20 protein-coding genes are annotated in these 22,694 nt (G+C 64.7%); 8 read left to right on the top strand and 12 right to left on the bottom strand.

The window, feature by feature from the left end; translation table 11 throughout:
* Nucleotides 1-86 precede the first annotated feature (86 nt).
* Nucleotides 87-1,070, bottom strand: a complete 984-nt coding sequence (locus CAG00_RS24395; RefSeq protein WP_085665524.1) for a GlxA family transcriptional regulator — start codon at nucleotides 1,068-1,070, stop codon at nucleotides 87-89.
* Between the two features lie 82 nt (nucleotides 1,071-1,152).
* Here CAG00_RS24395 and CAG00_RS24390 point away from each other — a divergent pair, with 82 nt between their 5' ends.
* Nucleotides 1,153-1,701: a cysteine hydrolase family protein gene (locus CAG00_RS24390; RefSeq protein WP_085665523.1), complete on the top strand. Its 549-nt coding sequence runs from the start codon at nucleotides 1,153-1,155 to the stop codon at nucleotides 1,699-1,701.
* Nucleotides 1,702-1,826: 125 nt separating this feature from the next.
* Here the strand turns inward: CAG00_RS24390 and CAG00_RS24385 are convergent, their stop codons facing one another.
* Nucleotides 1,827-2,390: a helix-turn-helix domain-containing protein gene (locus tag CAG00_RS24385; RefSeq protein ID WP_015269662.1), complete on the bottom strand. Its 564-nt coding sequence runs from the start codon at nucleotides 2,388-2,390 to the stop codon at nucleotides 1,827-1,829.
* A gap of 83 nt (nucleotides 2,391-2,473) precedes the next feature.
* On the opposite strand from CAG00_RS24385, the gene CAG00_RS24380 reads away from it, so the two are divergent.
* From CAG00_RS24380 to CAG00_RS24350, 7 genes are all read left to right on the top strand, one after another.
* Entirely contained in the window at nucleotides 2,474-3,424 is a 951-nt protein-coding gene (locus CAG00_RS24380; protein WP_085665522.1) for a DMT family transporter, read from the top strand.
* 150 nt (nucleotides 3,425-3,574) lie between these two features.
* Complete coding sequence (locus CAG00_RS24375) at nucleotides 3,575-6,490, top strand: monovalent cation/H+ antiporter subunit A (protein WP_085593376.1); 2,916 nt, start codon at nucleotides 3,575-3,577, stop codon at nucleotides 6,488-6,490.
* Entirely contained in the window at nucleotides 6,490-6,834 is a 345-nt protein-coding gene (locus tag CAG00_RS24370) for a Na+/H+ antiporter subunit C (RefSeq protein WP_013971840.1), read from the top strand. Before CAG00_RS24375 ends, CAG00_RS24370 begins: the two co-directional genes overlap by 1 nt.
* Complete coding sequence (locus tag CAG00_RS24365; RefSeq protein WP_085665521.1) at nucleotides 6,831-8,510, top strand: monovalent cation/H+ antiporter subunit D; 1,680 nt, start codon at nucleotides 6,831-6,833, stop codon at nucleotides 8,508-8,510. The genes CAG00_RS24370 and CAG00_RS24365 overlap by 4 nt, the downstream gene beginning before the upstream one ends.
* Nucleotides 8,507-8,995: a Na+/H+ antiporter subunit E gene (locus tag CAG00_RS24360; protein ID WP_025338379.1), complete on the top strand. Its 489-nt coding sequence runs from the start codon at nucleotides 8,507-8,509 to the stop codon at nucleotides 8,993-8,995. Before CAG00_RS24365 ends, CAG00_RS24360 begins: the two co-directional genes overlap by 4 nt.
* Nucleotides 8,992-9,270 (top strand): K+/H+ antiporter subunit F, encoded by a 279-nt coding sequence (locus CAG00_RS24355; protein WP_003259015.1) that lies wholly within the window; start codon nucleotides 8,992-8,994, stop codon nucleotides 9,268-9,270. The genes CAG00_RS24360 and CAG00_RS24355 overlap by 4 nt, the downstream gene beginning before the upstream one ends.
* On the top strand, nucleotides 9,267-9,632 hold the full coding sequence (locus tag CAG00_RS24350) for a Na+/H+ antiporter subunit G (protein WP_085665520.1): 366 nt from the start codon (nucleotides 9,267-9,269) through the stop codon (nucleotides 9,630-9,632). Before CAG00_RS24355 ends, CAG00_RS24350 begins: the two co-directional genes overlap by 4 nt.
* Nucleotides 9,633-9,644: 12 nt before the next feature.
* On the opposite strand, the gene CAG00_RS24345 is transcribed toward CAG00_RS24350, so the two are convergent.
* The 10 genes from CAG00_RS24345 to CAG00_RS24295 form a co-directional block, all read right to left on the bottom strand.
* On the bottom strand, nucleotides 9,645-9,857 hold the full coding sequence (locus CAG00_RS24345; protein ID WP_085665519.1) for a hypothetical protein: 213 nt from the start codon (nucleotides 9,855-9,857) through the stop codon (nucleotides 9,645-9,647).
* On the bottom strand, nucleotides 9,854-10,324 hold the full coding sequence (locus tag CAG00_RS24340) for a hypothetical protein (RefSeq protein ID WP_003259020.1): 471 nt from the start codon (nucleotides 10,322-10,324) through the stop codon (nucleotides 9,854-9,856). Before CAG00_RS24340 ends, CAG00_RS24345 begins: the two co-directional genes overlap by 4 nt.
* A 407-nt stretch (nucleotides 10,325-10,731) precedes the next feature.
* Nucleotides 10,732-10,926 (bottom strand): hypothetical protein, encoded by a 195-nt coding sequence (locus CAG00_RS24335; protein ID WP_025338376.1) that lies wholly within the window; start codon nucleotides 10,924-10,926, stop codon nucleotides 10,732-10,734.
* A 178-nt stretch (nucleotides 10,927-11,104) separates the two neighbouring features.
* On the bottom strand, nucleotides 11,105-11,509 hold the full coding sequence (locus CAG00_RS24330; RefSeq protein WP_003259022.1) for a TraR/DksA C4-type zinc finger protein: 405 nt from the start codon (nucleotides 11,507-11,509) through the stop codon (nucleotides 11,105-11,107).
* 971 nt (nucleotides 11,510-12,480) lie between these two features.
* Complete coding sequence (locus tag CAG00_RS24320; RefSeq protein ID WP_013971834.1) at nucleotides 12,481-13,254, bottom strand: enoyl-CoA hydratase; 774 nt, start codon at nucleotides 13,252-13,254, stop codon at nucleotides 12,481-12,483.
* A 13-nt stretch (nucleotides 13,255-13,267) separates the two neighbouring features.
* Complete coding sequence (locus CAG00_RS24315) at nucleotides 13,268-14,395, bottom strand: acyl-CoA dehydrogenase (RefSeq protein WP_085665518.1); 1,128 nt, start codon at nucleotides 14,393-14,395, stop codon at nucleotides 13,268-13,270.
* Between the two features lie 8 nt (nucleotides 14,396-14,403).
* Nucleotides 14,404-15,597, bottom strand: a complete 1,194-nt coding sequence (locus CAG00_RS24310) for an acetyl-CoA C-acyltransferase (protein WP_085593209.1) — start codon at nucleotides 15,595-15,597, stop codon at nucleotides 14,404-14,406.
* Between the two features lie 11 nt (nucleotides 15,598-15,608).
* Nucleotides 15,609-16,376, bottom strand: a complete 768-nt coding sequence (locus CAG00_RS24305) for an SDR family NAD(P)-dependent oxidoreductase (protein WP_085665517.1) — start codon at nucleotides 16,374-16,376, stop codon at nucleotides 15,609-15,611.
* Nucleotides 16,377-16,388: 12 nt separating this feature from the next.
* Nucleotides 16,389-18,035 (bottom strand): acyl-CoA synthetase, encoded by a 1,647-nt coding sequence (locus CAG00_RS24300; protein WP_085665516.1) that lies wholly within the window; start codon nucleotides 18,033-18,035, stop codon nucleotides 16,389-16,391.
* Between the two features lie 122 nt (nucleotides 18,036-18,157).
* Nucleotides 18,158-22,588 (bottom strand): dermonecrotic toxin domain-containing protein, encoded by a 4,431-nt coding sequence (locus CAG00_RS24295; RefSeq protein WP_085665515.1) that lies wholly within the window; start codon nucleotides 22,586-22,588, stop codon nucleotides 18,158-18,160.
* Nucleotides 22,589-22,694: the final 106 nt, after the last annotated feature.

The following is a 22,694-nucleotide window of genomic DNA, read 5'->3' as shown; positions in this document are numbered from 1 at the left end:
ACGCATACAGCGCGATGCCGAGCAGGGTAAAACCTCAAGTTATGTCAAGGTCAAGCGGTTTTCCGCACCGGGAACGCCCCCGTGCCCTAACCCGATACCGCGAAGCGCCGCCGGTAATCACTCGGGGTCAGGCCGGTGATGCGCTGAAACACCTTGCGAAACGCACCCGGGTCCTGGTAACCGACGCCCCAGGCGATCTGCTCGACATTGCGCCGGGTGAACTCCAGCAAGCGGCACGCCCGCCCCACCCTCACCTGCTGGCAGTACTCGGTCGGCCGTAGCCCCGTGGCAGCACGAAAACGCCGCAGGAAGGTGCGTTCCTCCAGCCCCGCGCACGCAGCCATGCTGGCCAGGTCGGCATCCTGCCCACCGTTGCCCTGCAACCAGTGCTGCACTTTCAGCACCGCCTCATCGCCATGGTCCAGGCGTGGATTGAACACTGCACCAGGCAGCGGCGCCGCGACCGGATCGACTGCCAGGTAGCGAGCAGTTTCCCGCGCCACCGTCGCGCCCATGAAGCGCTCCAGCAAGCGCAAGCCCAGGTCGGTCCAGGCCATCAGCCCGGCCGAGGTGACGATGTCGCCATCGTCCAGCAACGGTTGCTGGGCCTCGACCCGCACCTTGGGAAAACGCTGGGCAAGCGAATGCACGTAGTTCCAGTGGGTGCAGGCCGGGCGCCCGTCGAGCAGGCCACTGGCGGCGATGAAGAACACCCCGATGCACACCGACGCCAGCACCGTGCCGTGCCCGTGCAACTGGCATAACGACGCACGATGGCGCTCAAGCAGCTCACCCTGAGGTGCCGACTCCAGGCTCGGCGGAATGATCAGCACCCGCAGATCGGCCGCGGCGGCAGGTGGACTCTCAGGGGCAGGCTGCAACTGCCCTGCTTCGTCCGCCTGCCAGAAGCTGATACGCACCGATGGCAACTCGACGGCACCCAGTTCGGCAACCACCCGATTGGCCACCAGGAACAGGTCGGCCAGCCCATGCACGGCAGCACGTTGCGCACCGGGGTACAGCAGCAGGCCGATGTCCAGGCTGGCGGGGTTGTCAGTTTTTGCCTGCATAGTGTCGTTCGCGCCAATCCTCAGGTCAGTGCACACAGCCTATAACTAACGTCATCCAACGACTACTGCCACAGGAGGCAGCATGAGCAAGCAGGCGCTGATCATCATCGACATCCAGAACGACTACTTCCCGGGCGGCAAATGGACCCTCGATGGTGCCGACCAGGCGGCCGACAATGCTGCCCGCCTGTTGGCGGCGGCGCGTCAACGGGGCGACCTGGTGGTGCATTTGCGGCATGAGTTCGACAGCGCCGATGCGCCGTTCTTCGCGCCAGGCTCGCAGGGTGCGGCGATCCATGCCAAGGTCGAGCCTCGGGCCGGTGAACCGGTGGTGCTCAAGCACAAGGTCAACGCCTTCCTCGGTACCGACCTTGAGCACATGCTGGACCGGCATGGCGTCGAGGCCCTGACCATCGTCGGCAGCATGAGCCACATGTGCGTCGACGCCGCCACCCGGGCCGCGGCCGACCTGGGTTACGACGTGACCGTGGCGCACGACGCCTGTGCCACGCTGCCACTGGAGTTCGATGGCAAGCGGGTGCCGGCGGCGCAGGTGCATGATTCGGTGATGGCGGCGTTGGCGTTTGCCTATGCCAAGGTGGTCAGGACCGATGAGTTGCTGAATAGCTGATCAGGCTTGCTCAGCACCTGTGGGAGCGGGCGTGCCCGCGAATCAGGCGACGCGGAGGATGGCACCGGCTCCGCCGGTGTTCGCGGGCATGCCCGCTCCCACAGGTGGTGCAGCCCTGCGCGCCCTTAGATCACCACATTACGCACAAACCGCACCGCCACCGCCCCATCGTTGCGATAGGCATACCGGCAGTTGCTGGGAAACACATGGAACTGCCCGACCTGCAGGCGATGCTCGACCCCTTCGATAATCAGCGTCAGTTGCCCTTGCGCCACATAGATCTGCTCGCTCCAGCCCTCGGCATCAGCCTCGCTGGAATAGCACTCGCCCGGTGCCAGGGTCCATTCCCACAGCTCCACCTCGCGCCGCGCCACACTGCTGCCCAGCAGCACCGCCCGGCTCTGCGGGTGCTCCCCGGCCCAGGCCAACTCTTCGATGCGCCCGGGGTCACGCTGGTCAGGTGCCTGGATCAGGGTACTGAAAGCCACGCCCAAGGCTTCGGCAATCAGGTCGAGAGTAGTCAGGCTGACATTCTTTTCGCCCGCCTCGATCGCCACCAGCATGCGCCGGCTGACACCGGAGCGCTCCGCCAGCGCCGTCTGGCTCATGCCCGCGGCATTGCGCAGGCTGCGTACATTGAGGCTGACATGCTGCAGCACCGATGCCCGGTGCGAGGAATCTTTGTGCACTATATTGCTCACTGGTCGGTATTGCGCAGTATACTGCCCACTTTGCGGCGATTGTGCGCCGCCCCCTCCGAGTGCGCAAGACCATGAGCCAGCCCAGCAGCAAACCGACCCCTGCCATTGCCTTTCGCCTGAGCAAGGCCGAACTGGTGCTGGTGTTCATCACCATGCTGTGGGGCGGCACCTTCCTGCTGGTGCACAACGTGATGACCGTCAGCGGCCCGATGTTCTTCGTCGGCCTGCGCTTCGCTGCAGCCGCGCTGTTCGTCGGGGTGGTCTCGGCGCGGGCGCTGCCGGGGCTGACCTTCACCGAACTGAAGGCCGGCATCTTGATCGGGGTGTCGATCATGCTCGGCTACGGCCTGCAGACTATGGGCCTGCAAACCATCAGCAGCAGCCAGTCGGCGTTCATCACCGCGCTGTACGTGCCGTTCGTGCCGCTGCTGCAATGGCTGGTGCTGGGCCGGCGCCCCGGCCTGATGCCCAGCATCGGTATCGGCCTGGCGTTCATCGGCCTGATGCTGCTGGCCGGCCCGGAGGGTGGCAGCCTGCACTTCAGCGAAGGCGAGCTGGTAACCCTGGTCAGCGCCGTGGCCATTGCTGGCGAAATCATCCTGATCAGCCGCTACGCCGGCCAGGTCGATGTGCGCCGGGTCACCGTGGTGCAGCTGGCGACCGCCTCGCTGCTGGCGTTCCTGATGATCGTGCCGACCCAGGAGCGCATACCCGACTTCTCCTGGCTGCTGTTGGCCAGTGCCGTGGGCCTGGGCGCCATGAGCGCGGTGATCCAGGTGGCCATGAACTGGGCGCAGAAGTCGGTCTCGCCCACCCGCGCCACCCTCATCTATGCCGGCGAACCGGTATGGGCCGGGATCGTCGGGCGCATCGCCGGTGAGCGCCTGCCGGGCGTGGCACTGCTCGGCGGCCTGCTGATCGTGATCGCGGTGGTGGTCAGCGAACTCAAGGTGCGCCGCCCGCGCGAGGTGGCCGAAGCACGGGACGTGCAGGATGGAGGCGAACGCCAGGCTGGCCTGTAAAGCCGCCAACTGCGGCTATGCTTTGTAAGAATCTGTTATAAAAAAACAGCTTGTCACAGCCTGTTTGTAGGATTCTGCGACAGCTTGCGTGTTGGTGATCAACCCCTCGGCACGTATGATTCTTTGCAAACTTCTCCAGAATAGAACGCTATGTCATTGATAGTGCTATTGCTTCTGCCGTTCGTGGGCAGTTGCCTGGCAGCCGTGCTGCCGCACAACGCACGTAACGCGGAGTCCATTCTCGCCGGGCTCGTGGCCCTGGTCGGCACTGTCCAGGTAGCACTGCTGTACCCTCAGGTTGCCCACGGTGGCGTGATTCGCGAAGAATTCCTCTGGCTGCCCAGCCTGGGGTTGAACCTGGTGCTGCGCATGGACGGCTTCGCCTGGCTGTTCTCGCTGCTGGTGCTGGGCATCGGTACGCTGGTGTCGCTGTATGCCCGCTACTACATGTCGCCACAGGACCCGGTGCCGCGCTTCTTCGCCTTCTTCCTCGCCTTCATGGGCGCCATGCTCGGCCTGGTGATCTCCGGCAACCTGATCCAGCTGGTGTTCTTCTGGGAACTCACCAGCCTGTTCTCGTTCCTGCTGATCGGTTACTGGCACCACCGTGCCGACGCCCGCCGCGGCGCCTACATGGCGCTGATGGTCACGGGCGCGGGCGGCTTGTGCCTGCTGGTGGGTGCCCTGCTGCTCGGCCATGTGGTCGGCAGCTACGACCTGGACAAGGTCCTGGCTGCCGGCAACACCATCCGCCAGCATGCGCTGTACCCGGTGCTGCTGCCACTGATCCTCATCGGCGCCCTGAGCAAGAGCGCACAATTCCCCTTCCAGTTCTGGCTGCCCCATGCCATGGCAGCGCCCACCCCGGTATCGGCTTACCTGCACTCGGCGACCATGGTCAAGGCCGGGGTGTTCCTGCTGGCGCGCCTGTGGCCGGTGCTGTCGGGCAGCGAGGAGTGGTTCTGGATCGTCGGCGGTGCCGGCGCCCTCACCCTGCTGCTCGGCGCCTTCGCCGCCATGTTCCAGAACGACCTCAAGGGCCTGCTGGCGTACTCGACCATCAGCCACCTGGGCCTGATTACCCTGCTGCTGGGCCTGAACAGCCCGCTGGCCGCCGTCGCGGCGGTGTTCCACATTCTCAACCACGCCACCTTCAAGGCCTCGTTGTTCATGGCCGCTGGCATCATCGACCACGAAAGCGGTACCCGTGACATCCGCCGCCTCAGCGGGCTGATACGCCTGGTGCCATACACCGCCACCCTGGCCATGGTGGCCAGCGCCTCGATGGCCGGCGTGCCGTTGATGAACGGCTTCCTGTCCAAGGAAATGTTCTTCGCCGAAACGGTGTTCATCAGCTCCACTGCCTGGGTGGAGGCCACGCTGCCGGTGATCGCCACCCTGGCCGGCACCTTCAGCGTGGCCTATGCCCTGCGTTTCACCGTCGATGTGTTCTTCGGCCCCACGGCGCAGGACCTCCCGCACACCCCGCACGAACCGCCACGCTGGATGCGTGCGCCGGTCGAACTGCTGGTGCTTACCTGCCTGGTGGTGGGCATCTTCCCTGCCCAGTCGGTCGGCCCGCTGCTGGCCGCCGCCGCGCTGCCGGTGGTGGGCGGTACCCTGCCGGAATACAGCCTGGCCATCTGGCATGGCTGGAACGCGCCGCTGATCATGAGCCTGGTGGCCATGAGCGGCGGTATCGTGCTGTACCTGCTGCTGCGCAAGCAGCTGCGCCTGGGCCGCTTCCCCTACCCGCCGGTGATCGAGCGTTTCAACGGCAAGCGTCTGTTCGAACACGGCCAGGTGCAACTGATGCTGCTGGCGCGGCGCATCGAGCGCCTGCTCACCAGCCGCCGCCTGCAGTCGCAGCTGTTCATGCTGGTGCTCGCCGCCTTCCTCGCCGGCCTCACCCCCATGCTCTACAGCGGCCTGAGCTGGGGCGACCGGCCGAAGATTCCAGGCTCGGGCGTGTTCGTCGCGCTGTGGCTGATCGCCATTGCCTGTGCCATCGGCGCCGCCTACCAAGCCAAGTATCACCGTTTGGCGGCGTTGATCATGGTCAGCGTCTGCGGCCTGATGACCTGCATCACCTTCGTCTGGTTCTCCGCGCCCGACCTGGCCCTGACCCAGCTGGTGGTGGAAGTGGTCACCACCGTGCTGATCCTGCTCGGCCTGCGCTGGCTGCCGCGGCGGATCGAAGGCGTATCGCCGCTGCCGGGCAGCCTGGAGCGTGCGCGCATGCGTCGCCTGCGGGACCTGCTGCTGGCGGTACTGGTAGGTGGCGGCATGGCCGTGCTGTCCTACGCCATGCTCACCCGGCCGACACCGAACGACATTTCCTCGTTCTACCTGAGCCGGGCCCTGCCCCAGGGCGGTGGCACCAACGTGGTCAATGTCATGCTGGTCGATTTCCGTGGTTTCGATACCCTCGGTGAAATCACCGTGCTGGTGGCCGTGGCGCTGACCGTGTTCGCCCTGCTGCGGCGCTTCCGCCCGCCAAAGGAAAGCATGCAACTGCCGGCGCAGCAGCGTCAGCTGGCACCCGACGTGGTCACCGACCTGATCAACCCACGGCATGCCACCGACACCGCCCTGGGCTTCATGATGGTGCCCGCGGTGCTGGTGCGCCTGCTGCTGCCGATCGCCCTGCTGGTGTCGATGTACCTGTTCATGCGTGGCCACAACCAGCCCGGTGGCGGCTTTGTCGCCGGCCTGGTGATGTCGGTGGCGTTCATCCTGCAGTACATGGTGGCCGGCACCCAGTGGGTCGAGGCGCAGATGAGCCTGCGCCCGCTGCGCTGGATGGGCACCGGGCTGCTGTGCGCAACCCTGACCGGCGCGGGCGCCATGCTGCTGGGCTACCCGTTCCTCACCACCCATACCGCCCACCTGCACCTGCCGTTGCTCGGCGATGTGCACGTGGCCAGCGCGCTGTTCTTCGATGTCGGCGTGTTCACCGTGGTGGTCGGCTCGACCCTGCTGATCCTCACTGCCCTGGCGCACCAGTCGGTGCGCGCCTACCGCCCGGGCAACCCGGCGAAAACCAGCCAAGCAGGAGCCGCCTGATGGAAGAAGTGATTGCAGTAGCCATCGGCGTTCTGGCCGCCTCGGGGGTGTGGCTGATCCTGCGCCCGCGAACCTACCAGGTGATCATGGGCCTGTGCCTGCTGTCGTACGGGGTCAACCTGTTCATCTTCAGCATGGGCAGCCTGTTCATCGGCAAGGAACCGATCATCAAGGACGGCGTGCCCCAGGACCTGCTGCACTACACCGACCCCCTGCCGCAGGCCCTGGTGCTCACCGCCATCGTCATCAGCTTCGCCATGACCGCGCTGTTCCTGGTGGTGTTGCTGGCCTCGCGCGGCCTGACCGGTACCGACCACGTGGATGGCCGGGAGCGTGACGAATGAGTGGCATGAGCCAATTGATCATCGCGCCCATCCTGCTGCCCCTGGTGACCGCGGCAGTGATGTTGCTGCTGGGCGAGAAACACCGGCAGATAAAAGCCCGGCTGAACCTGCTGTCGACCTTCGCCGGCCTGGCCATCGCGGTCAGCCTGCTACTGTGGGTGCGCACCCAGGGCCAGGCGGAATCGATCGGTGTCTACCTGCCGGGCAACTGGCCGGCGCCGTTCGGCATCGTGCTGGTGGTCGACCACCTGTCGGCCCTGCTGCTGACCCTCACCGGCATCATCGGCTTCAGTGCCCTGCTGTTTGCCCGCGCCCGCTGGGATGGTGCCGGGGCCAGCTTCCACGCACTGTTCCAGATCCAGTTGATGGGCCTGTACGGCGCCTTCCTCACCGCCGACCTGTTCAACCTGTTCGTGTTCTTCGAGGTACTGCTGGCCGCTTCCTATGGCCTGCTGCTGCATGGCTCGGGCCGCGCCCGGGTGCGTGCCGGCCTGCACTACATTGCCATCAACCTGTTCGCCTCGTCGCTGTTCCTGATCGGCGCGGCGATGCTGTATGGCGTGACCGGCACCCTGAACATGGCCGACCTGGCCCTGAAGATTCCACTGGTGCCGGAGGCCGACCGTGGCCTGCTGCACGCCGGCGCGGCGATCCTGGCCATGGCCTTCCTGGTCAAGGCCGGCATCTGGCCGCTGAACTTCTGGCTGGTACCGGCCTATGCCTCCGCCAGCGCGCCGGTGGCTGCGCTGTTCGCCATCATGACCAAGGTCGGCCTGTATGCCGTGCTGCGCCTGTGGACACTGCTGTTCTCCGGGCAGGCCGGGGCCTCGGCGCACTTCGGTGGTGAATGGCTGGTGTACGGTGGCCTGGTCACCCTGGCGGTGGCGGCGGTGTCGATCCTGGCCGCGCAGCGCCTGGAACGCATGGCCGCCCTCAGCATCCTGGTTTCGGCCGGCACCCTGCTCGGCGCCGTCGGTTTTGCGCAAGCGGCGCTGACCGGCGCGGCGTTGTTCTACCTGGTCAACTCGACCCTGGCGCTGTGCGCGTTGTTCCTGCTCGCCGAACTGGTCGAACGTTCGCGCTCGGCCAACGAAGCACCGCTGGACGACGAAGAAGACGCCATGCCGCCACCGCTGGAATCACTGCACCCGCCCAAGGGCATCAACCTCGACGATGAGCAGAAGGTGGTGATCGGCCAGATCATCCCGTGGACCATGGCCTTCCTCGGTCTCAGCTTCATCGCCTGCGCCCTGCTGATCATCGGCATGCCGCCGCTGTCGGGCTTTGTCGGCAAGCTCAACCTGATCAGCGCGCTGTTCAACCCGCAGGGGCTGGGCGTACCTGCCGAGCAGCCGCTGGGCACGGCGGGCTGGGGCCTGGTGGCGTTGCTGATCCTGTCTGGCATGGCCTCGCTGATCGCCTTCGGCCGCGTCGGCATCCAGCGTTTCTGGAAGCCTGAGGAACGCCCGTCGCCGGTGCTGCGCCGCTATGAATGCCTGCCCATCGTCATCCTGCTCGGCCTGTGCATCATCCTCAGCTTCAAGGCCGAACCGCTGCTGCGTTACACCCAGGACACCGCCGCCAGCCTGCAGGCCCCCGACGCCTATATCGAAGCCGTGATGGCCGCCCGGCCGATTCCTGGTCCCACCTCGCTCGACGTACAGGTGCAGCCATGAATCGACTGTTCCCCGCACCGCTGTTATCGGTTTCGCTGTTCGGCCTGTGGCTGTTGCTGAACCTGTCGGTCAGCCCCGGCAACCTGCTGCTGGCTGCCGCGCTCGGCGTGCTGGCGCCGCTGCTGATGGCACCGCTGCGCCCGCAGCATGCCCATGTGCGACGGCCGCTGGCCATCGCCCGGCTGATTGGCCGGGTCGGCATCGATGTGATCATGTCCAACCTGCTGGTTGCCCGTGGCGTGCTGCGCGCTGGCAAGCAGCCGCCACGCTCGGCGTTCGTGCACATCCCGCTGGCCCTGCGCGACCCGCATGGCCTGGCGGCGTTGTCGATGATTACCACGGTAGTGCCCGGCACGGTCTGGTCCGAGCTGGCGCTGGACCGCAGCGTGTTGCTGCTGCATGTGTTCGACCTGGACGATGAGGCGGCCTTCATCCAGCACTTCAAGGACACCTACGAACGCCCGCTGATGGAGATTTTCCAATGACAGGCCTGCTCGCCAACGCTGTCCTCGCCAGCCTGTTCATCTTCGCCCTGGCCATGGCCCTGGCACTTATCCGGCTGTTCCGCGGCCCGTCCGCCCAGGACCGGGTGCTGGCGCTGGACTACCTGTACATCCTGGCCATGCTGACCATGCTGGTACTGGGAATCCGTTATGCCAGTGACACCTACTTCGAAGGTGCCCTGCTGATTGCGCTGTTCGGTTTCGTTGGCTCGTTTGCCCTGGCCAAGTTCCTGCTGCGCGGTGAGGTGATCGAATGACTGAAACCCTGCAACTCCCCTTCTGGCTGGAGCTGGCCACTGCCGCGCTGCTGCTGACCGGCAGCCTGTTCGCCCTGATCGGTGCCGTGGGCCTGTTACGGCTGAAGGACTACTTCCAGCGCATGCACCCGCCGGCTCTGGCCTCGACCATTGGAGCCTGGTGCGTGGCACTGGCTTCGATCATCTACTTTTCCTGGCTCAAGGAAGCCCCGGTGCTGCACGCCTGGCTGATTCCGATCCTGCTGTCGATCACCGTACCGGTGACCACACTGTTGCTGGCCCGGGCAGCGCTGTTCCGCAAGCGCATGGCGAAAGAGCCGGTACCTGAAGAAGTCAGCAGCGGCCGCGATCGCGGTAACTGAAAGGTTGCCGCCTCACCCTTGGGCCAGGCGCTGCAACTCGCGCCGGACCATGGCCGCATAAGGCGGCGGGCCGAGGCGATACAATTCCCCTGCCACCCAGTTCAACCAGGCGCCCTGCAACTCTTCGCGCCTGGCCAGCAAACGCTCGGCCTCGGCCACGGCATCCGCCTGGTGCTGCCGATGGAACTCGGCACGCGTGGCGGGCGCGTCGTCACTGTAAGTCATTCACTGGCCTTGAAGGTGGTCAGCTCACCTTTGCGCCATTTGGCAACCTTGCCGGTCACCGCCTTGAGCAACTTGCCCAGGCCTTCCTGTACTTGTTGCTGAGCGGCGAACACCAGCATCACACCGTGGCCTTCACGGAACACGATGCCCTCGCCTTCGGGCACCGAGACGAAGGCATAGTCGCCCACGCCATATACGTTCAGCTTGATTTCGCGAAAGCGCATTTCCAGTTTGCCGCCTTCGCGACTGGGCAGTACGGCGGCGCGAAAGTGGTCGCCGACCTTCAGTTCCAACCGCTGCTTGTCATCGACGACCAATGCGCTTTCGGTGTCGATTTCGGCCATGTACAGGCCTTCGGGACTCTGTTCGGTGACATAGACAAAGCGGCCCTGAAACAGCTGGGCCAATTTACCGCGCAAGTCGCCCAGGGCGAACAACGCATGGGTATCAAGAGTGCTGACTGCCAATGAAGTAATCCTCAACCGGTTACAACCCGCCCTCACCCAAGCTCGGTGAGGCACGGCCATTTCTTATCGATAGGCGAAAAGAGTAATGAAGCGATATGCGAAATGTCTGTGCACGCTGGCGATGCAGCGTGCAGGAATCTTTACTCTGGCTTGCCAGATATGGCCTCAAATACAGGCTTTCGGCATATTCCCATTCGGGAAGCGTAATGTCTGACAGCAAAACCGCCAGAAAAGATGCGGCAGGCAATGCCAGAGCGCACGTGAGAACGGGCCCTGCAATCCATCAACGCATTACTGGGGGAAGAATATGCACGAAAACACCGAAATTCGTCGAGAGGCAAAGTACATTTCTTACAGGGGAACGCCCTGAACAACACCCGTTCGCTCGTCGGCAGTACTCACTACACTCAGGCCGCCAGGCCCTTCTTCAACTGCTGCTGCCAGGCCGCCTGGCACTCCAGCGCTTCTTCTCGCGTGGCGAATGCGGTACCACGGCGTTCGCCATTGACCAGTACCACCCAGCAGATGCGTTTACCCAGCGCACGCAGTGTGGCGGGCACCCCCGAACCAATCATCACGGCTACATCGACCCGGCTATTCATCATTCCCTCCGGAATTTAATTAGCACCCTAACGATAAAGCCATGATACGCCTGCGTAAGGCGCGAAAACAGCGCATCCCGGTACAGCAGTGTTACGTACGGGGCAACAAAACCGCTGCCGGAAAGAAACGCAAAAAGCCCCAGGGATCGCTCCGTGGGGCTTGGCACACCGCGCGGGGTTACACCTGGCGCTGATGGCGGTCGAGCTGCTCGTGGCGCTCCTGGGCTTCGATGCAGTACTTGGTGGTCGGGCTGATCAGCAGACGCTTCAGGCCGATTGGTTCACCGCTGTCATCGCACCAGCCGAAGCTTTCGTCGGCAATACGGTCCAGGGCCATTTCCAGCTGCGGCAGCAGGCGCTGGTCGCGGTCGATGGCGTTCACCAGCCAGCTACGCTCTTCTTCGACCGAAGCCACGTCGGCAGGATCCGACGGGGTGTCCAGGCCTTCGATGGTGGCACGGCTCAGCTCGATGCGTTCATGGGTTTCGACTTTCATCGCCTGCAGCAGGCCAGCGAAGAAAGCCAGCTGGTCAGCGTTCATGTAGTCATCGGCCGACATGGCCAGCAACTGTTCCTTGGTCATCGATTTCTCTATGAAAAAATGTGCATTTGGGCGATTCGGGTGCCGCCGACGCCTTGACATCGGCAGCAGAATTCTTCAAGCGCCAACCGGCACTCTTTTACAGGGGGCGGCAGTCTAAGGCGCCGCGTCGCGTGGAGCAACTGCAATTGGGTGCGAATTTGCTTCCGTTGCCCACATTCCGCCAGTCGGCGCCCTCTGCTCTGGCTCTGCTCTTGCTCTTGCTCTTGCTCTTGCTCTTGCTCTTGCTCTTGATCTTGATCTTGATCTTGATCTTCGCGACTTCAGGAGGCCGAGCAGAGGTCTTGCGGAGGGAGGTGACGGGCATGGATGCCCGTCAAGCGCTGAGGCCCCATGGATGGGGCCTGCAGCGCGTACTCCCGGGAGCAAGACCGGCGCGAGGGAACCCCGTAGCGTAGCGGAGGGGCCGGATGATGGGAGCGCAGCGTTTTTTGGTTACTTTTTGCCGCGTTTGGCAAAAAGTGACTCGCCGTAAGGGCGAAAAGGTGAGTATGCGTCGCCATCGTAAATGGACTATGCGCGAGATCAAGACCAGTACTTTTCCGCTCTTCGCTCTTCGCTCTTCGCTCTTCGCTCTTCGCTCTTCGCTCTTCGCTTTCAAGCGTGGGCATCAACAACAAGGTCAACATTCATTTTCGAAGGTGGCGCTTTTTCACCTTTCCGCCCTTACGGCGGGTCCCTTTTTGTCGTGGCAAAAAGGAACCAAAAACCGTCGGCTCCCATCATCCGGCCCCTACGCTGCGCTCCGGGGTTCCCTCGCTACGGGCCTGCTCCCGGGAGTACGCGCTGCAGGCCCCATCCATGGGGCCTCAGCGCTTGACGGGCATCCATGCCCGTCACCTCCCTCCGCAGTCCCTTCGCTCGGCCTCCTGAAGTCGCAATCGGCGGCGCCTGAGCTACCGTGCGCTTAGAAGCAAAAGCAAAAGCAAAAGCAACGGCAATGCCGATTCCAATCAGCGGTCCTTGAACTGCGCCTCGCGCTTGGCAATGAACGCAGCCATCCCCTCTTTCTGGTCTTCGGTAGCAAACGCCGCATGGAACACCCGCCGCTCGAAGCGCACACCCTCGCTTAGGGTGACTTCGAACGCACGGTTGACGCTCTCCTTGACCATCATGCTCACCGGAATCGACTTGCTGGCAATGGTCGCGGCCACCTTCAGCGCCTCTTCCACCAGTTCCGCCTGCGGCACGATACGCGCCACCAGGCCAGCACGCTCAGCTTCCTCAGCCCCCATCAGGCGGCCGGTCAGGCACAGTTCCATGGCCTTGGCCTTGCCCACCGCACGGGTCAGGCGCTGGGTGCCGCCCATGCCCGGCAGCACGCCAAGGTTGATTTCCGGCTGGCCGAACCTGGCATTGTCCGCCGCCAGGATGAAGTCACACATCATCGCCAGCTCGCAGCCGCCGCCCAGGGCAAAACCGGACACCGCGGCAATGATCGGCTTGCGCCGGTTGGCAATGCGGTCGGAATCGCTGAACAGGTCGTCAACGTAGATTTGCGGGTATTGCAGCTCGGCCATTTCCTTGATGTCGGCGCCAGCGGCAAAGGCCTTGGCGGAACCGGTCAGCACCACGCAGCCGATGTTCGGATCGCGCTCGAGCTGGTCCAGGGCCTGGTTGATCTCGCCGACGATCTGCGCGTTCAGCGCGTTCAGCGCCTGCGGGCGGTTGAGGGTGATCAGGCCGACCTTGCCGTGGATGTCCAACAGGATGGTTTCGAATGCCATGCAGTCTGCTCCTTCAAAGATTGCGCGCAATGACCATGCGCTGAATGTCGCTGGTGCCTTCGTAGATCTGGCAAACCCGAACGTCGCGGTAGATCCGCTCCAGCGGGAAGTCACTCAGATAGCCATAACCGCCCAGGGTCTGCAAGGCATCCGAACAGACCTTTTCGGCCATTTCCGAGGCAAACAGCTTGGCCATCGACGCCTCCACCAGCGCCGGGCGCCCGGCATCGCGCAGCGCAGCGGCGTGCAGCACCATCTGCCGGGCCACGGCAATCTTGGTCGCCATGTCGGCCAGGCGGAAGGCCACCGCCTGGTGCTCGATCAGCGCCTTGCCAAAGCTCTGCCGCTCGTTGGCGTAGTCGCGCGCCACTTCGAACGCCGCGCGGGCCATGCCCACCGCCTGCGAGGCGATGCCGATGCGGCCGCCTTCGAGGTTGGCCAGGGCGATCTTGTAGCCCTCGCCTTCGACGCCCAGGCGGTTGGCTACCGGCACACGCACATTATCGAAAACGATCTGGCAGGTATCGGAGGCGTGCTGGCCGAGCTTGTCCTCGACCCGCGCCACCTGGTAGCCCGGCGAATCGGTGGGCACGATGAAGGCACTGATGCCGCGCTTGCCGGCGTCCGGGTCGGTCACGGCGAACACGATCACCACCCCGGCGTTCTGCCCGGAGGTGATGAACTGCTTGCTGCCATTGAGCACGTAGTGGTCGCCGTCCAGACGTGCACGGGCCTTCAGGCTGCTGGCGTCGGAGCCGGCCTGCGGTTCGGTCAGGGCGAAGGCGCCGAGCATCGCACCGCTGGCCAACGGGGTGAGGAACTGCTCCTTCTGCTGCTCGCTGCCAAAACGCAGGATCGGCACACAGCCCACCGAGTTGTGCACGCTCATGATGGTCGAACAGGCGCCGTCACCGGCGGCGATTTCCTCCAGTGCCATGGCATAGGCCACGTAGCCGGTGTCGCTGCCGCCCCACTGCTCCGGCACCAGCATGCCGAACAGGCCCAGCTCGGCCATCTCCTCGATGGCCTCCTTAGGGAAGCGGTGTTCCTTGTCCCATTGCTCGGCAAACGGCTTCAGGCGCTCCTGGGCAAAGGCGCGTACCGCATCGGCGATCTGTTGTTGCTCGTCAGTTACCAGCATGATTCACCTCAGTACAGGCATTCGACAGCCATGGCCGTGGCCTCGCCACCGCCGATGCAGATGGCCGCCACGCCACGGCGCAGGTTGTTCTGGCGCAGGGCAGACAGCAGGGTCACCAGAATGCGCGCGCCGGAAGCGCCGATCGGGTGGCCGAGGGCGCAGGCGCCGCCATGGATATTGACCTTGTCGTGCGGCAGGTCGAGGTGCTTCATGGCCGCCAGGGTGACCACGGCGAAGGCCTCGTTGATTTCGAACAGGTCGACCTCGGCCAGGTTCCAGCCAGTGCGTTTCATCAGTTTGTCGATGGCCCCGATCGGCGCGGTCGGGAACAGTGCCGGGGTGTCGGCAAAGGCGGCGTGGCCGTGGATCACCGCCAGCGGCTTGAGGCCGCGCTTGTCGGCTTCGGAGCGGCGCATCAGCACCAGCGCCGCAGCGCCGTCGGAAATCGAGCTGGAGTTGGCGGCGGTCACCGTGCCGCCTTCGCGGAAGGCCGGCTTGAGCTGCGGGATCTTGTCCAGGCGAGCCTTGGGCGGTTGTTCGTCGTCCTTGATGACGCGCTTCTCCTTGCCCTCGGTGACCTCGACCGGCACGATCTCGGCAGCAAAGCGACCGCTCTTGATAGCGTCCTGGGCGCGGGTCAGCGAGGCGATGGCGAACTGGTCCTGGGCTTCGCGGCTGAAGGCATTGGCCTGGGCACAGTCTTCGGCAAAGGTGCCCATCAGGCGACCCTTGTCGTAGGCGTCTTCCAGGCCGTCCATGAACATGTGGTCGATGATCCTGCCATGGCCCATGCGGTAGCCGCCCCGGGCTTTGTCCAGCAGGTACGGTGCGTTGGTCATGCTTTCCATGCCACCGGCCACCACCACATCGGCGGTGCCGGCCAGCAGCAGGTCATGGGCCATGATCGCCGCCTGCATGCCCGAACCGCACATCTTGTTCAGGGTGGTGCAGGTGGTGTGCTTGTCCAGCCCGGCGCCCAGCGCGGCCTGGCGCGCCGGTGCCTGGCCCTGGCCTGCCGGCAGCACGCAACCGAACAGCACCTGCTCGACACTGGTGGCATCGATGCCGGCGCGCTCGACGGCACCACGGATGGCGGCGCTGCCCAGCTGCGGCGCGGTCAGGCTCTTGAGGTCGCCCTGCAGGCCGCCCATGGGCGTGCGCACGGCGCTGACGATAACGATCGGGTCATTGGCGAGGGTCATGTTCGCTCTCCTTACTTGGCAGCCATGCGCAGTGCACCGTCGAGGCGGATCACCTCGCCGTTGAGCATGCTGTTCTCGATGATGTGGCGGGCCAGCGCGGCGTACTCCTGCGGGCGGCCCAGGCGCGGTGGGAATGGCACGCCGGCGGCCAGCGAGGCGCGTACTTCCTCGGTCATGCCGGCCATCATCGGCGTTTCGAAGATGCCCGGGGCGATGGTCATCACACGGATGCCGAAGCGCGCCAGTTCGCGGGCGGTCGGCAGGGTCAGGCTGGCGATGGCGCCCTTGGAAGCAGCGTAGGCCGCCTGGCCGATCTGGCCGTCATAGGCGGCGATGGAGGCGGTGTTGATGATCACCCCGCGCTCGCCCCCCTCATCGGCAGCCCCTTCGGCCATGGCCGCGGCAACCAGGCGCAGCAGGTTGAAGCTGCCGATCAGGTTGACGTTGATGACCTTGGCAAAGCTGGCAAGGCCATGCGGGCCCTGCTTGCCCAGCACTTTCTCGGCGCCGACGATGCCGGCGCAGTTGACCAGCCCGTGCAGGCTGCCAAAGGCGCTGACGGCCGCATCAACCGCCGCCTGGGCGGCCTGCTCGTCACTGATGTCGGCTACCGCGAAGCGGGCATTGTCACCCAGTTCACGGGCCTTGGCTTCTACGGCCTGGGCATTGAGGTCGACCAGCATGACCTTGGCGCCGGCCTCGACCAGCATCTGCGCGGTGGCAGCGCCCAGCCCGGAGGCGGCGCCGCTGACGATGAAGTGTTTGTTGGCTATCTGCATGATCGGTTCCTTTCAGGCGCTGGCAGGGGTGGCCTGTTGCGCTTGTTGTTTGGCGACTTCCTGGTTGCGCAGGATGAAGCGTTGCAGCTTGCCGCTCGGGGTCTTGGGCAGCTCGCTGACGAATTCGATTTCCCTTGGGTAGGCATGGGCGTACAGGCGCTGGCGCACGTGCTGGCGCAAAGCCTCTTCAAGCTCGGCGTTGCCCTGGTAACCGCTTGCCAACACCACGAAGGCCTTGATCAGCTCGGTACGTTCCGGGTCCGGTTTGCCAATCACCGCCGCTTCGATTACCGCTGGGTGCTCGATCAGTGCGCTCTCGACGTCGAACGGGCCGACCCGGTAGCCGGAGGTGGTGATCACATCGTCGCTGCGGCCGACGAAGCTGATGCTGCCATCCTGGTTCAGCTCGACGGTGTCACCGCTGAGGTAGTACTTGCCGACGAAGGCTTTGGTCGGCAGGCCGTGGTAGCCCGCGAACCAGCACAGCGGCGACTGCTCGCGGTCGACCGCGAGGATGCCCGGCTGGCCGGCTGGCAGTTCGTTGGCCTGCTCGTCCAGCACCACAATGCGGTGGCCGGGGATGGCAAAGCCGGCCGAGCCGAGGTGTACCGGGTGCTGCAGGCCATGGTGGTTGCACAGCACCATGCCCAGTTCGGTCTGCCCGTAGTGGTCGTGGATGGTCACGCCCAGTTCGTCGGCGAACCAGCGGATCACTTCCGGGTTGAGCGGTTCGCCGGCACTGCTGACCACCCGCAGGCGGCCCTTGATCGGTGCCGAGAAGTCATCCCCGGCGGCAATCAGCAGGCGGTACGCGGTGGGCGAGCCGGCCAGGTTGGTGATGCCCAGCTTGTCGATCACCCGCGCGCAGCTTTCAACACTGAACGGGCCATCGTAGAAGGTGGTGGCATGGCCCAGCGACAGCGGGCCGGTGACCGCGTAATACAGGCCATAGGCCCAGCCCGGGTCGGCCAGGTTCCAGAAGTTGTCCTCGGGGCGCAGGTCGATGGCATCACGCATGTAGCCCTGGAACGCGACGATGGCACGCAGCGGCACTTCCAGCGGTTTGGCCGGGCCGGTGGTGCCGGAAGTGAACATCAGCAGGAACGGGTCGTTGCCCGAGCGCATGACCGGCTCGCATTTGTCTACGGCATTGTCCAGGCATTGCTGGAAGTCCAGCTCGCCACTTCGGGCGTTGACGGTGATGATGGTCGGGCAGGCGTGCACATCGTCCAGCTTGGCGCGGTTGAGGCTGTCGGTGACGACCACGCGGGCGTGGGACTGCTCCAGGCGATGTTCGATGGCCTTGGGGCCGAACGCGGTGAACAGTGGCTGGTACACCGCCCCGAGGCGCCAGGTGGCGAGGATGGTGACCAGCAGTTCGGGGGTGCGCGGCATCAGCCCGGCGACCCGGTCACCCGCACCAACGCCTTGCGCTTGGAGCACATTGGCGAAACGGGCAGCCAGTGTTTGCAACTGATCGAAGCTCAACCGTGCACTCTTGCCCTCGCGGTCTTCCCAGACCAGTGCGGTCTTGCCCTCACCGGCATGGCGGTCGCAACATTCGACACAGGCATTGAGGGCTTCGAGGTTGCCATGCAGCGCCGCAGCAGCAGCCTGGCCATGGTCGAACGCACGAGCGGCCTCGGTGTAATCGCGCATCGTCGGACTCCTGGTTTCTTGTTTTTGGAGTTGAACCATCGGTCCGACGATGTTCGCGCCGCGCTGGCGTCGCGGCAATGGCCTAAGTTGTCAAACTGGATGACCGGTTTGGCCGGTGGCCATCAGCCCGGTGCGCGCTCCAGGCTGATCACGTAGTGCCGGGTCAGCTGCTGTTGCAACGCCAGCCGATCGGCCTGCAGCTGCGCATCGAGTGCCTGTGCCTGGTTCAGATACTGTGCCTCACCCAGTTCATCGCGCCGTACCGCCAGTGCCGCCCGCTGCTCACCGGCGAGTTGCTCCAGGTCGTTGAACGGCTGCGCAAAGTGCTGTTGCACAAAGCGCTGCCAGAACGCGCGCGTGCACAGGTCGGCCACTACATCATCGAGAACGTCCGCCCTTCCCACGGCTGCCTCTGCCGCCTGCAGCCGATGCTCGCTCAACCCTACGGCGGCCGCCCTGAGGCGCATTCTGGCAGGCTGGAACGGCAACCTGAGCCTGGTCCGCAAGCGCACCCTGTAGCGCATTGCCAACGTCGCCAGTACTGCAGGCTCAGCGAAGCCTTCGAGGTTTTGCCGCTCGGCCTCGACATACTCGTCAAGGCGGTCCAGGCGCTGCAAGGCGCGCCCCAACGCCAGCAACTTCGGACCATGGGTCTGAGCACCATCGCCTGCCGCGTCGCGCTCGGCATGCAGACGCAGCAGTCGGCTGAACAGGTCGATGGCACCGTTGTCATCCATCACCACATCGTCGGCCGCCAGTTGCGCCTGGCGAGCGAACTCGACGTCTGTCTCCAGCATCGACAGGCATTGCCAGCCCATGCGCAGCAGATAAGCCTTGGGCCAGCTGAAGTCCGCCAAGCCTTGCAAAAGCTCCAGCAGATCGAACAGGCGGGCGTTTTCGTCCCGGGTGCTCAGCCGGTCCCAAAGCTCGCCGCGCCCATGGCTGGCGGAGTCGGAACCGACCCACCAGGCTCGGCCGATCTCTTCCTGCGGCTCTTCCAGAAGCGGCTCCAAGGCATACAGCTTGCCGTAATCGGCCATGGTCAGGCGGTTGCCATCAATCAGGATGCGCTGGCGAAACTCCAGCGGCATGGCCAGCACGCCGTCAGGCACACCCCGCAGGAAATTGTCACGCAGGTCGGCTCGTTGCAGGAAGCCACACAGCTCGAGCCCTCTGGGCCACTCGCTGAGCCCGCAGCGGCGCAAATTCAGCTCGATCAGATGAGGCAGGTGATGGAAGCGCATTTCGTACACCCCCAGCGGGCTGTTATGGCTCAGGTCGAGGTGGCTGAGCAGCGGCAACCCGTTCAGTGCTTCGATGGCATGGGCATCCAGGCGAATGCGGTTATGCCCCAGGCGCAACCGGCGCAGGTTGGTCAGGTAGCCAAGCCCGCGCGGGCAGCGCAACAGCTGGTTGTGGCTCAGGTCCAGCTCCTGCAGGTAGGTGAATGCCCGCAGAAACTCCTCGTTCACCACCCCGATGGCCGTCTCGCTCAGTACCAGGGTGGTGACGTGATAGAAATCGATAGGCGCAGGCATGACCGGCAACGAATCGGTGGGCAGATCATTCAATACCAGGCGCAGCCCCTGGCGCTTGCCGTCACTGTCGACCACCACATGGTCGCCAAGCGCCTGCCAGGCACGCAGCAATCGTTCGGCGAACAGCTGGCGTCGCGCCCGCAAAGTGTCACTCAGCGCAGCCGACACCCAACCATTGAGCGCGCGGTTCAACTGCTCAAAATCGTCCTGCAGCGCCAGGAGCGCATCGGCGACCGACACATTCTGCAGCAGCCAGCGGTCAACTTGCGTTTCCAGCGAATCGCCCAGCCCCGGGAAGAATCGCCTCAGGCCGGCCCGCAGTTGTTCCCTGGGTGTGGTGGGCAGTGCCGCGCGCCCGCTGAGCAGGTACCCGACGCGGCCATCGGCAAGGCGCTGCCCAGGGTTGAACCAACGCTCCGTCGACGCCCAGCCCAGCATGCGGGCTATTTCCTCATGGGTACCCAGGTACGCCATGAGCTTCTCGCGCAGGCGCTCGGCATTGGCGTTCTCGGCCAGGCCCAACCGCCCCAGCAGGTTGCGCGACTTGAGCGCGGCCAGCACGGCCTGGAAAACGTCCGAGGACGCAGGTGGCTGCATCGCGAGTTTTCGGCCTCGCCCGTCGTACAGGGCAAAAACCCCTTGCTCACGCACCAGCACCCGCTGGTCGACCACGTCAGCAACCGAACCGATGCGCTTCAGCTCCACGGCATCGGAAACAGCTTTTCTCAATGCCAGGCTGAACGCATCCATGGCCTCGACATTCAGCAATGCCAACACAAGCATTCCCGTTTCATCGCTATACGCGCTCGGCAGATAAAGCCCTGCCATCGCCCTGCTCACCTTCGCCACCGAGCACAATGACCTGGCCTGGATGGCCAACCTGTGCGACAGCTGCCCACTGTTGACGAACTGCTGACGGGCCTCGTGACTTGCCCCATCGGCCAGATCGCGCGCATAGGGTTCAGGCAACCCCAGCGCCATCAGCGGCTTGAGCAAAGGTTCCGACGATTCTTGCAGGCGTGTCAGCCGAGCGAACAGCAGGTCGCTTGACCTTGGTCGGTCCGCAAGCACTGCGGCACGCCCTTTTTTACTGCCCGGTCGGGCCTCGCACCAGGCCAGCAGCTGCAAGTCCTGATCGGAGACAGTGTCGCGCTCCAGATCGCGAAAGAATGTGTCGATCCGAGCATCGGCATCGAATGCCCTGAGGGTTTCCCGCAAGCTGGCGGGCGTTCGCCGGTTTTCCACCAGCAGGCCGCGCAGCTCGTCCTCATCGATGCCGGCCATGCGCAAGATCTGCTGCGCCTGATGGCTATCGAAAGGTTGATTGCGCGGCCAAAGGGTATCGAGCATTTTCGCAGGGTCGCGCCAGCGCTGCGGCTCATCGTGCATCAGGCGCCAGCCACGTTCGCCATTGTGCAGCACGACCGGGCCATACGCCTCTTCGCGACCGGGATGGCGCAGACGCCAGGGACCATCGGGGTCAGGCCGGTGAACCTCGTAGAAGACTCCGTCGGCCTTTATCCAGCGGCGCCCTCCATCGGCATAGGCACCGTCCGCGCCCAAGGTGACCGCTCCAGGTGTCGAGGCAAAGACCGCCAAGTCACCGGCCCACAAGCGCCCCGCCCCATTGGCGAGCCTTACCGGCTCCAGCGCCGCGACGAACGCGCTGCGCACGAAGGTGACGCCCGCCACCGTCGCGGCGGTGCCCGCCAGTATCTCGGCAACGCCCAGCATGTGCTCCAGCGCCTCGTGCTGATGGCCTCGCAACCAGTCCTGCGTGCCCTCGAAAACCTCCGAGAGGGTGTGGGCCACCAGTTGCCCGAGCAGCAAGCCACCCACCACCGGAATGAACAGGCCAGCGAGGTTGAGCACATCGAGGCCGGCGGCCTTCCACGCCTCATGCCGTTCACGCGACGCAGCTTCATCGGCATCGGCGGTCGGCACCAGCAACAGGCGGCCATCCTGCTTCACCCGGTTTGTCTGCTGTGCAGCCAGCGCCTGGAAAATGTCATGCTGCGGCACGCTGCCATCGAGCTCCAGGTCCGGCTGGTCATCCTCCAGTCGGGCCCGCAGCTTGTGCATGAACCCGGCACGCTGATCCAGGCCGATCAACTGGCTGAATGACTGGCGATAGGGTTCATGGCGCAGCTCGGCCACCAGCGCGCGGTTGATCGAGGCATGGCTGTCGAAGTGTCGCAACGCCTGTACCGGGTCACTGGGCAGGTAGAGCACGCCGCCCTGCGTTTGCCCATGTCTGTCGCGAAGTTGAATCCACACACCATCTGCCACTGGGCAACCGAGGGCTTCGAGCAGGCCCGGGTGGCCCGTGAGGCTGGCAGATCGCCGATCCGCGGGTTTATCCACCAGGGCGTGCAATGCCTCCTTGACCGGCTCGGTAATCTCGCCTTTCAGCGCGGCAACCTGCACGGCCAGGCGCAGCCCGGAGCGTTTGTCTTCACACAAGATGCGCTGTGCCGCGGCATCGAATGTGCGGTCCAGTTCCTGCTGGTACAGGCGCCCGGCATCGAGCTTGCGGCACGCCTCGACCAGTTCATCGGTGCCTCGCGAAAGTACCCGTTCCTGCCCCGGCGCGACCAACCCGGTTCCCAGGTAGAAATCGTTGCTGACGGCAAAGTTGCGCATCAGGCGGAGCAAGCCGTTTTCACGCCGTTGCCCGTAAGTGGGAAATGGCGGCTCTGCGCCGGGCGTGGACGAAAAACGATGGGAAACCTCCAGCCACTCCAACTGCCAGAACGCTACGTCGCCCGGCAGCGGCTCGCGCAACAAACTGGCGAATTGCCGTTCGGCGAACTGCTGCGGTGACGGCAACGCCAGGGTGATCCCGCGCAACCGGGCCTGGGTGGCATGATGGGCTTCCAGGCTTTCGCGCAAGGTGCGTATCTGGCTTTGCGTGGCCTGTTTGAGCCAGGCAGGCAACCGGTCACCGATGAAACCGTCGTGCAAGTGGCTGGAAGACGCAGAGGCGGGCTGTGGGGCGTGTGGTTCGCGGGTCATGGCAGGTCCCTGGATGACTGTCGAAAGCCACGCATGGTGTGCAACCTGCCGGCGCTTGCGCAGAGGGAACCCCTGCGGTAGAAGCAGGACGGCACACTGCGTGCCG

Origin of the sequence: Pseudomonas sp. B5(2017), assembly GCF_002112825.1 — a bacterium.
GTDB lineage: Bacteria > Pseudomonadota > Gammaproteobacteria > Pseudomonadales > Pseudomonadaceae > Aquipseudomonas > Aquipseudomonas putida_Z.
The sequence above is the reverse complement of the archived record's forward strand: the minus strand, read 5'-3'. Positions and strand labels throughout refer to the sequence as shown.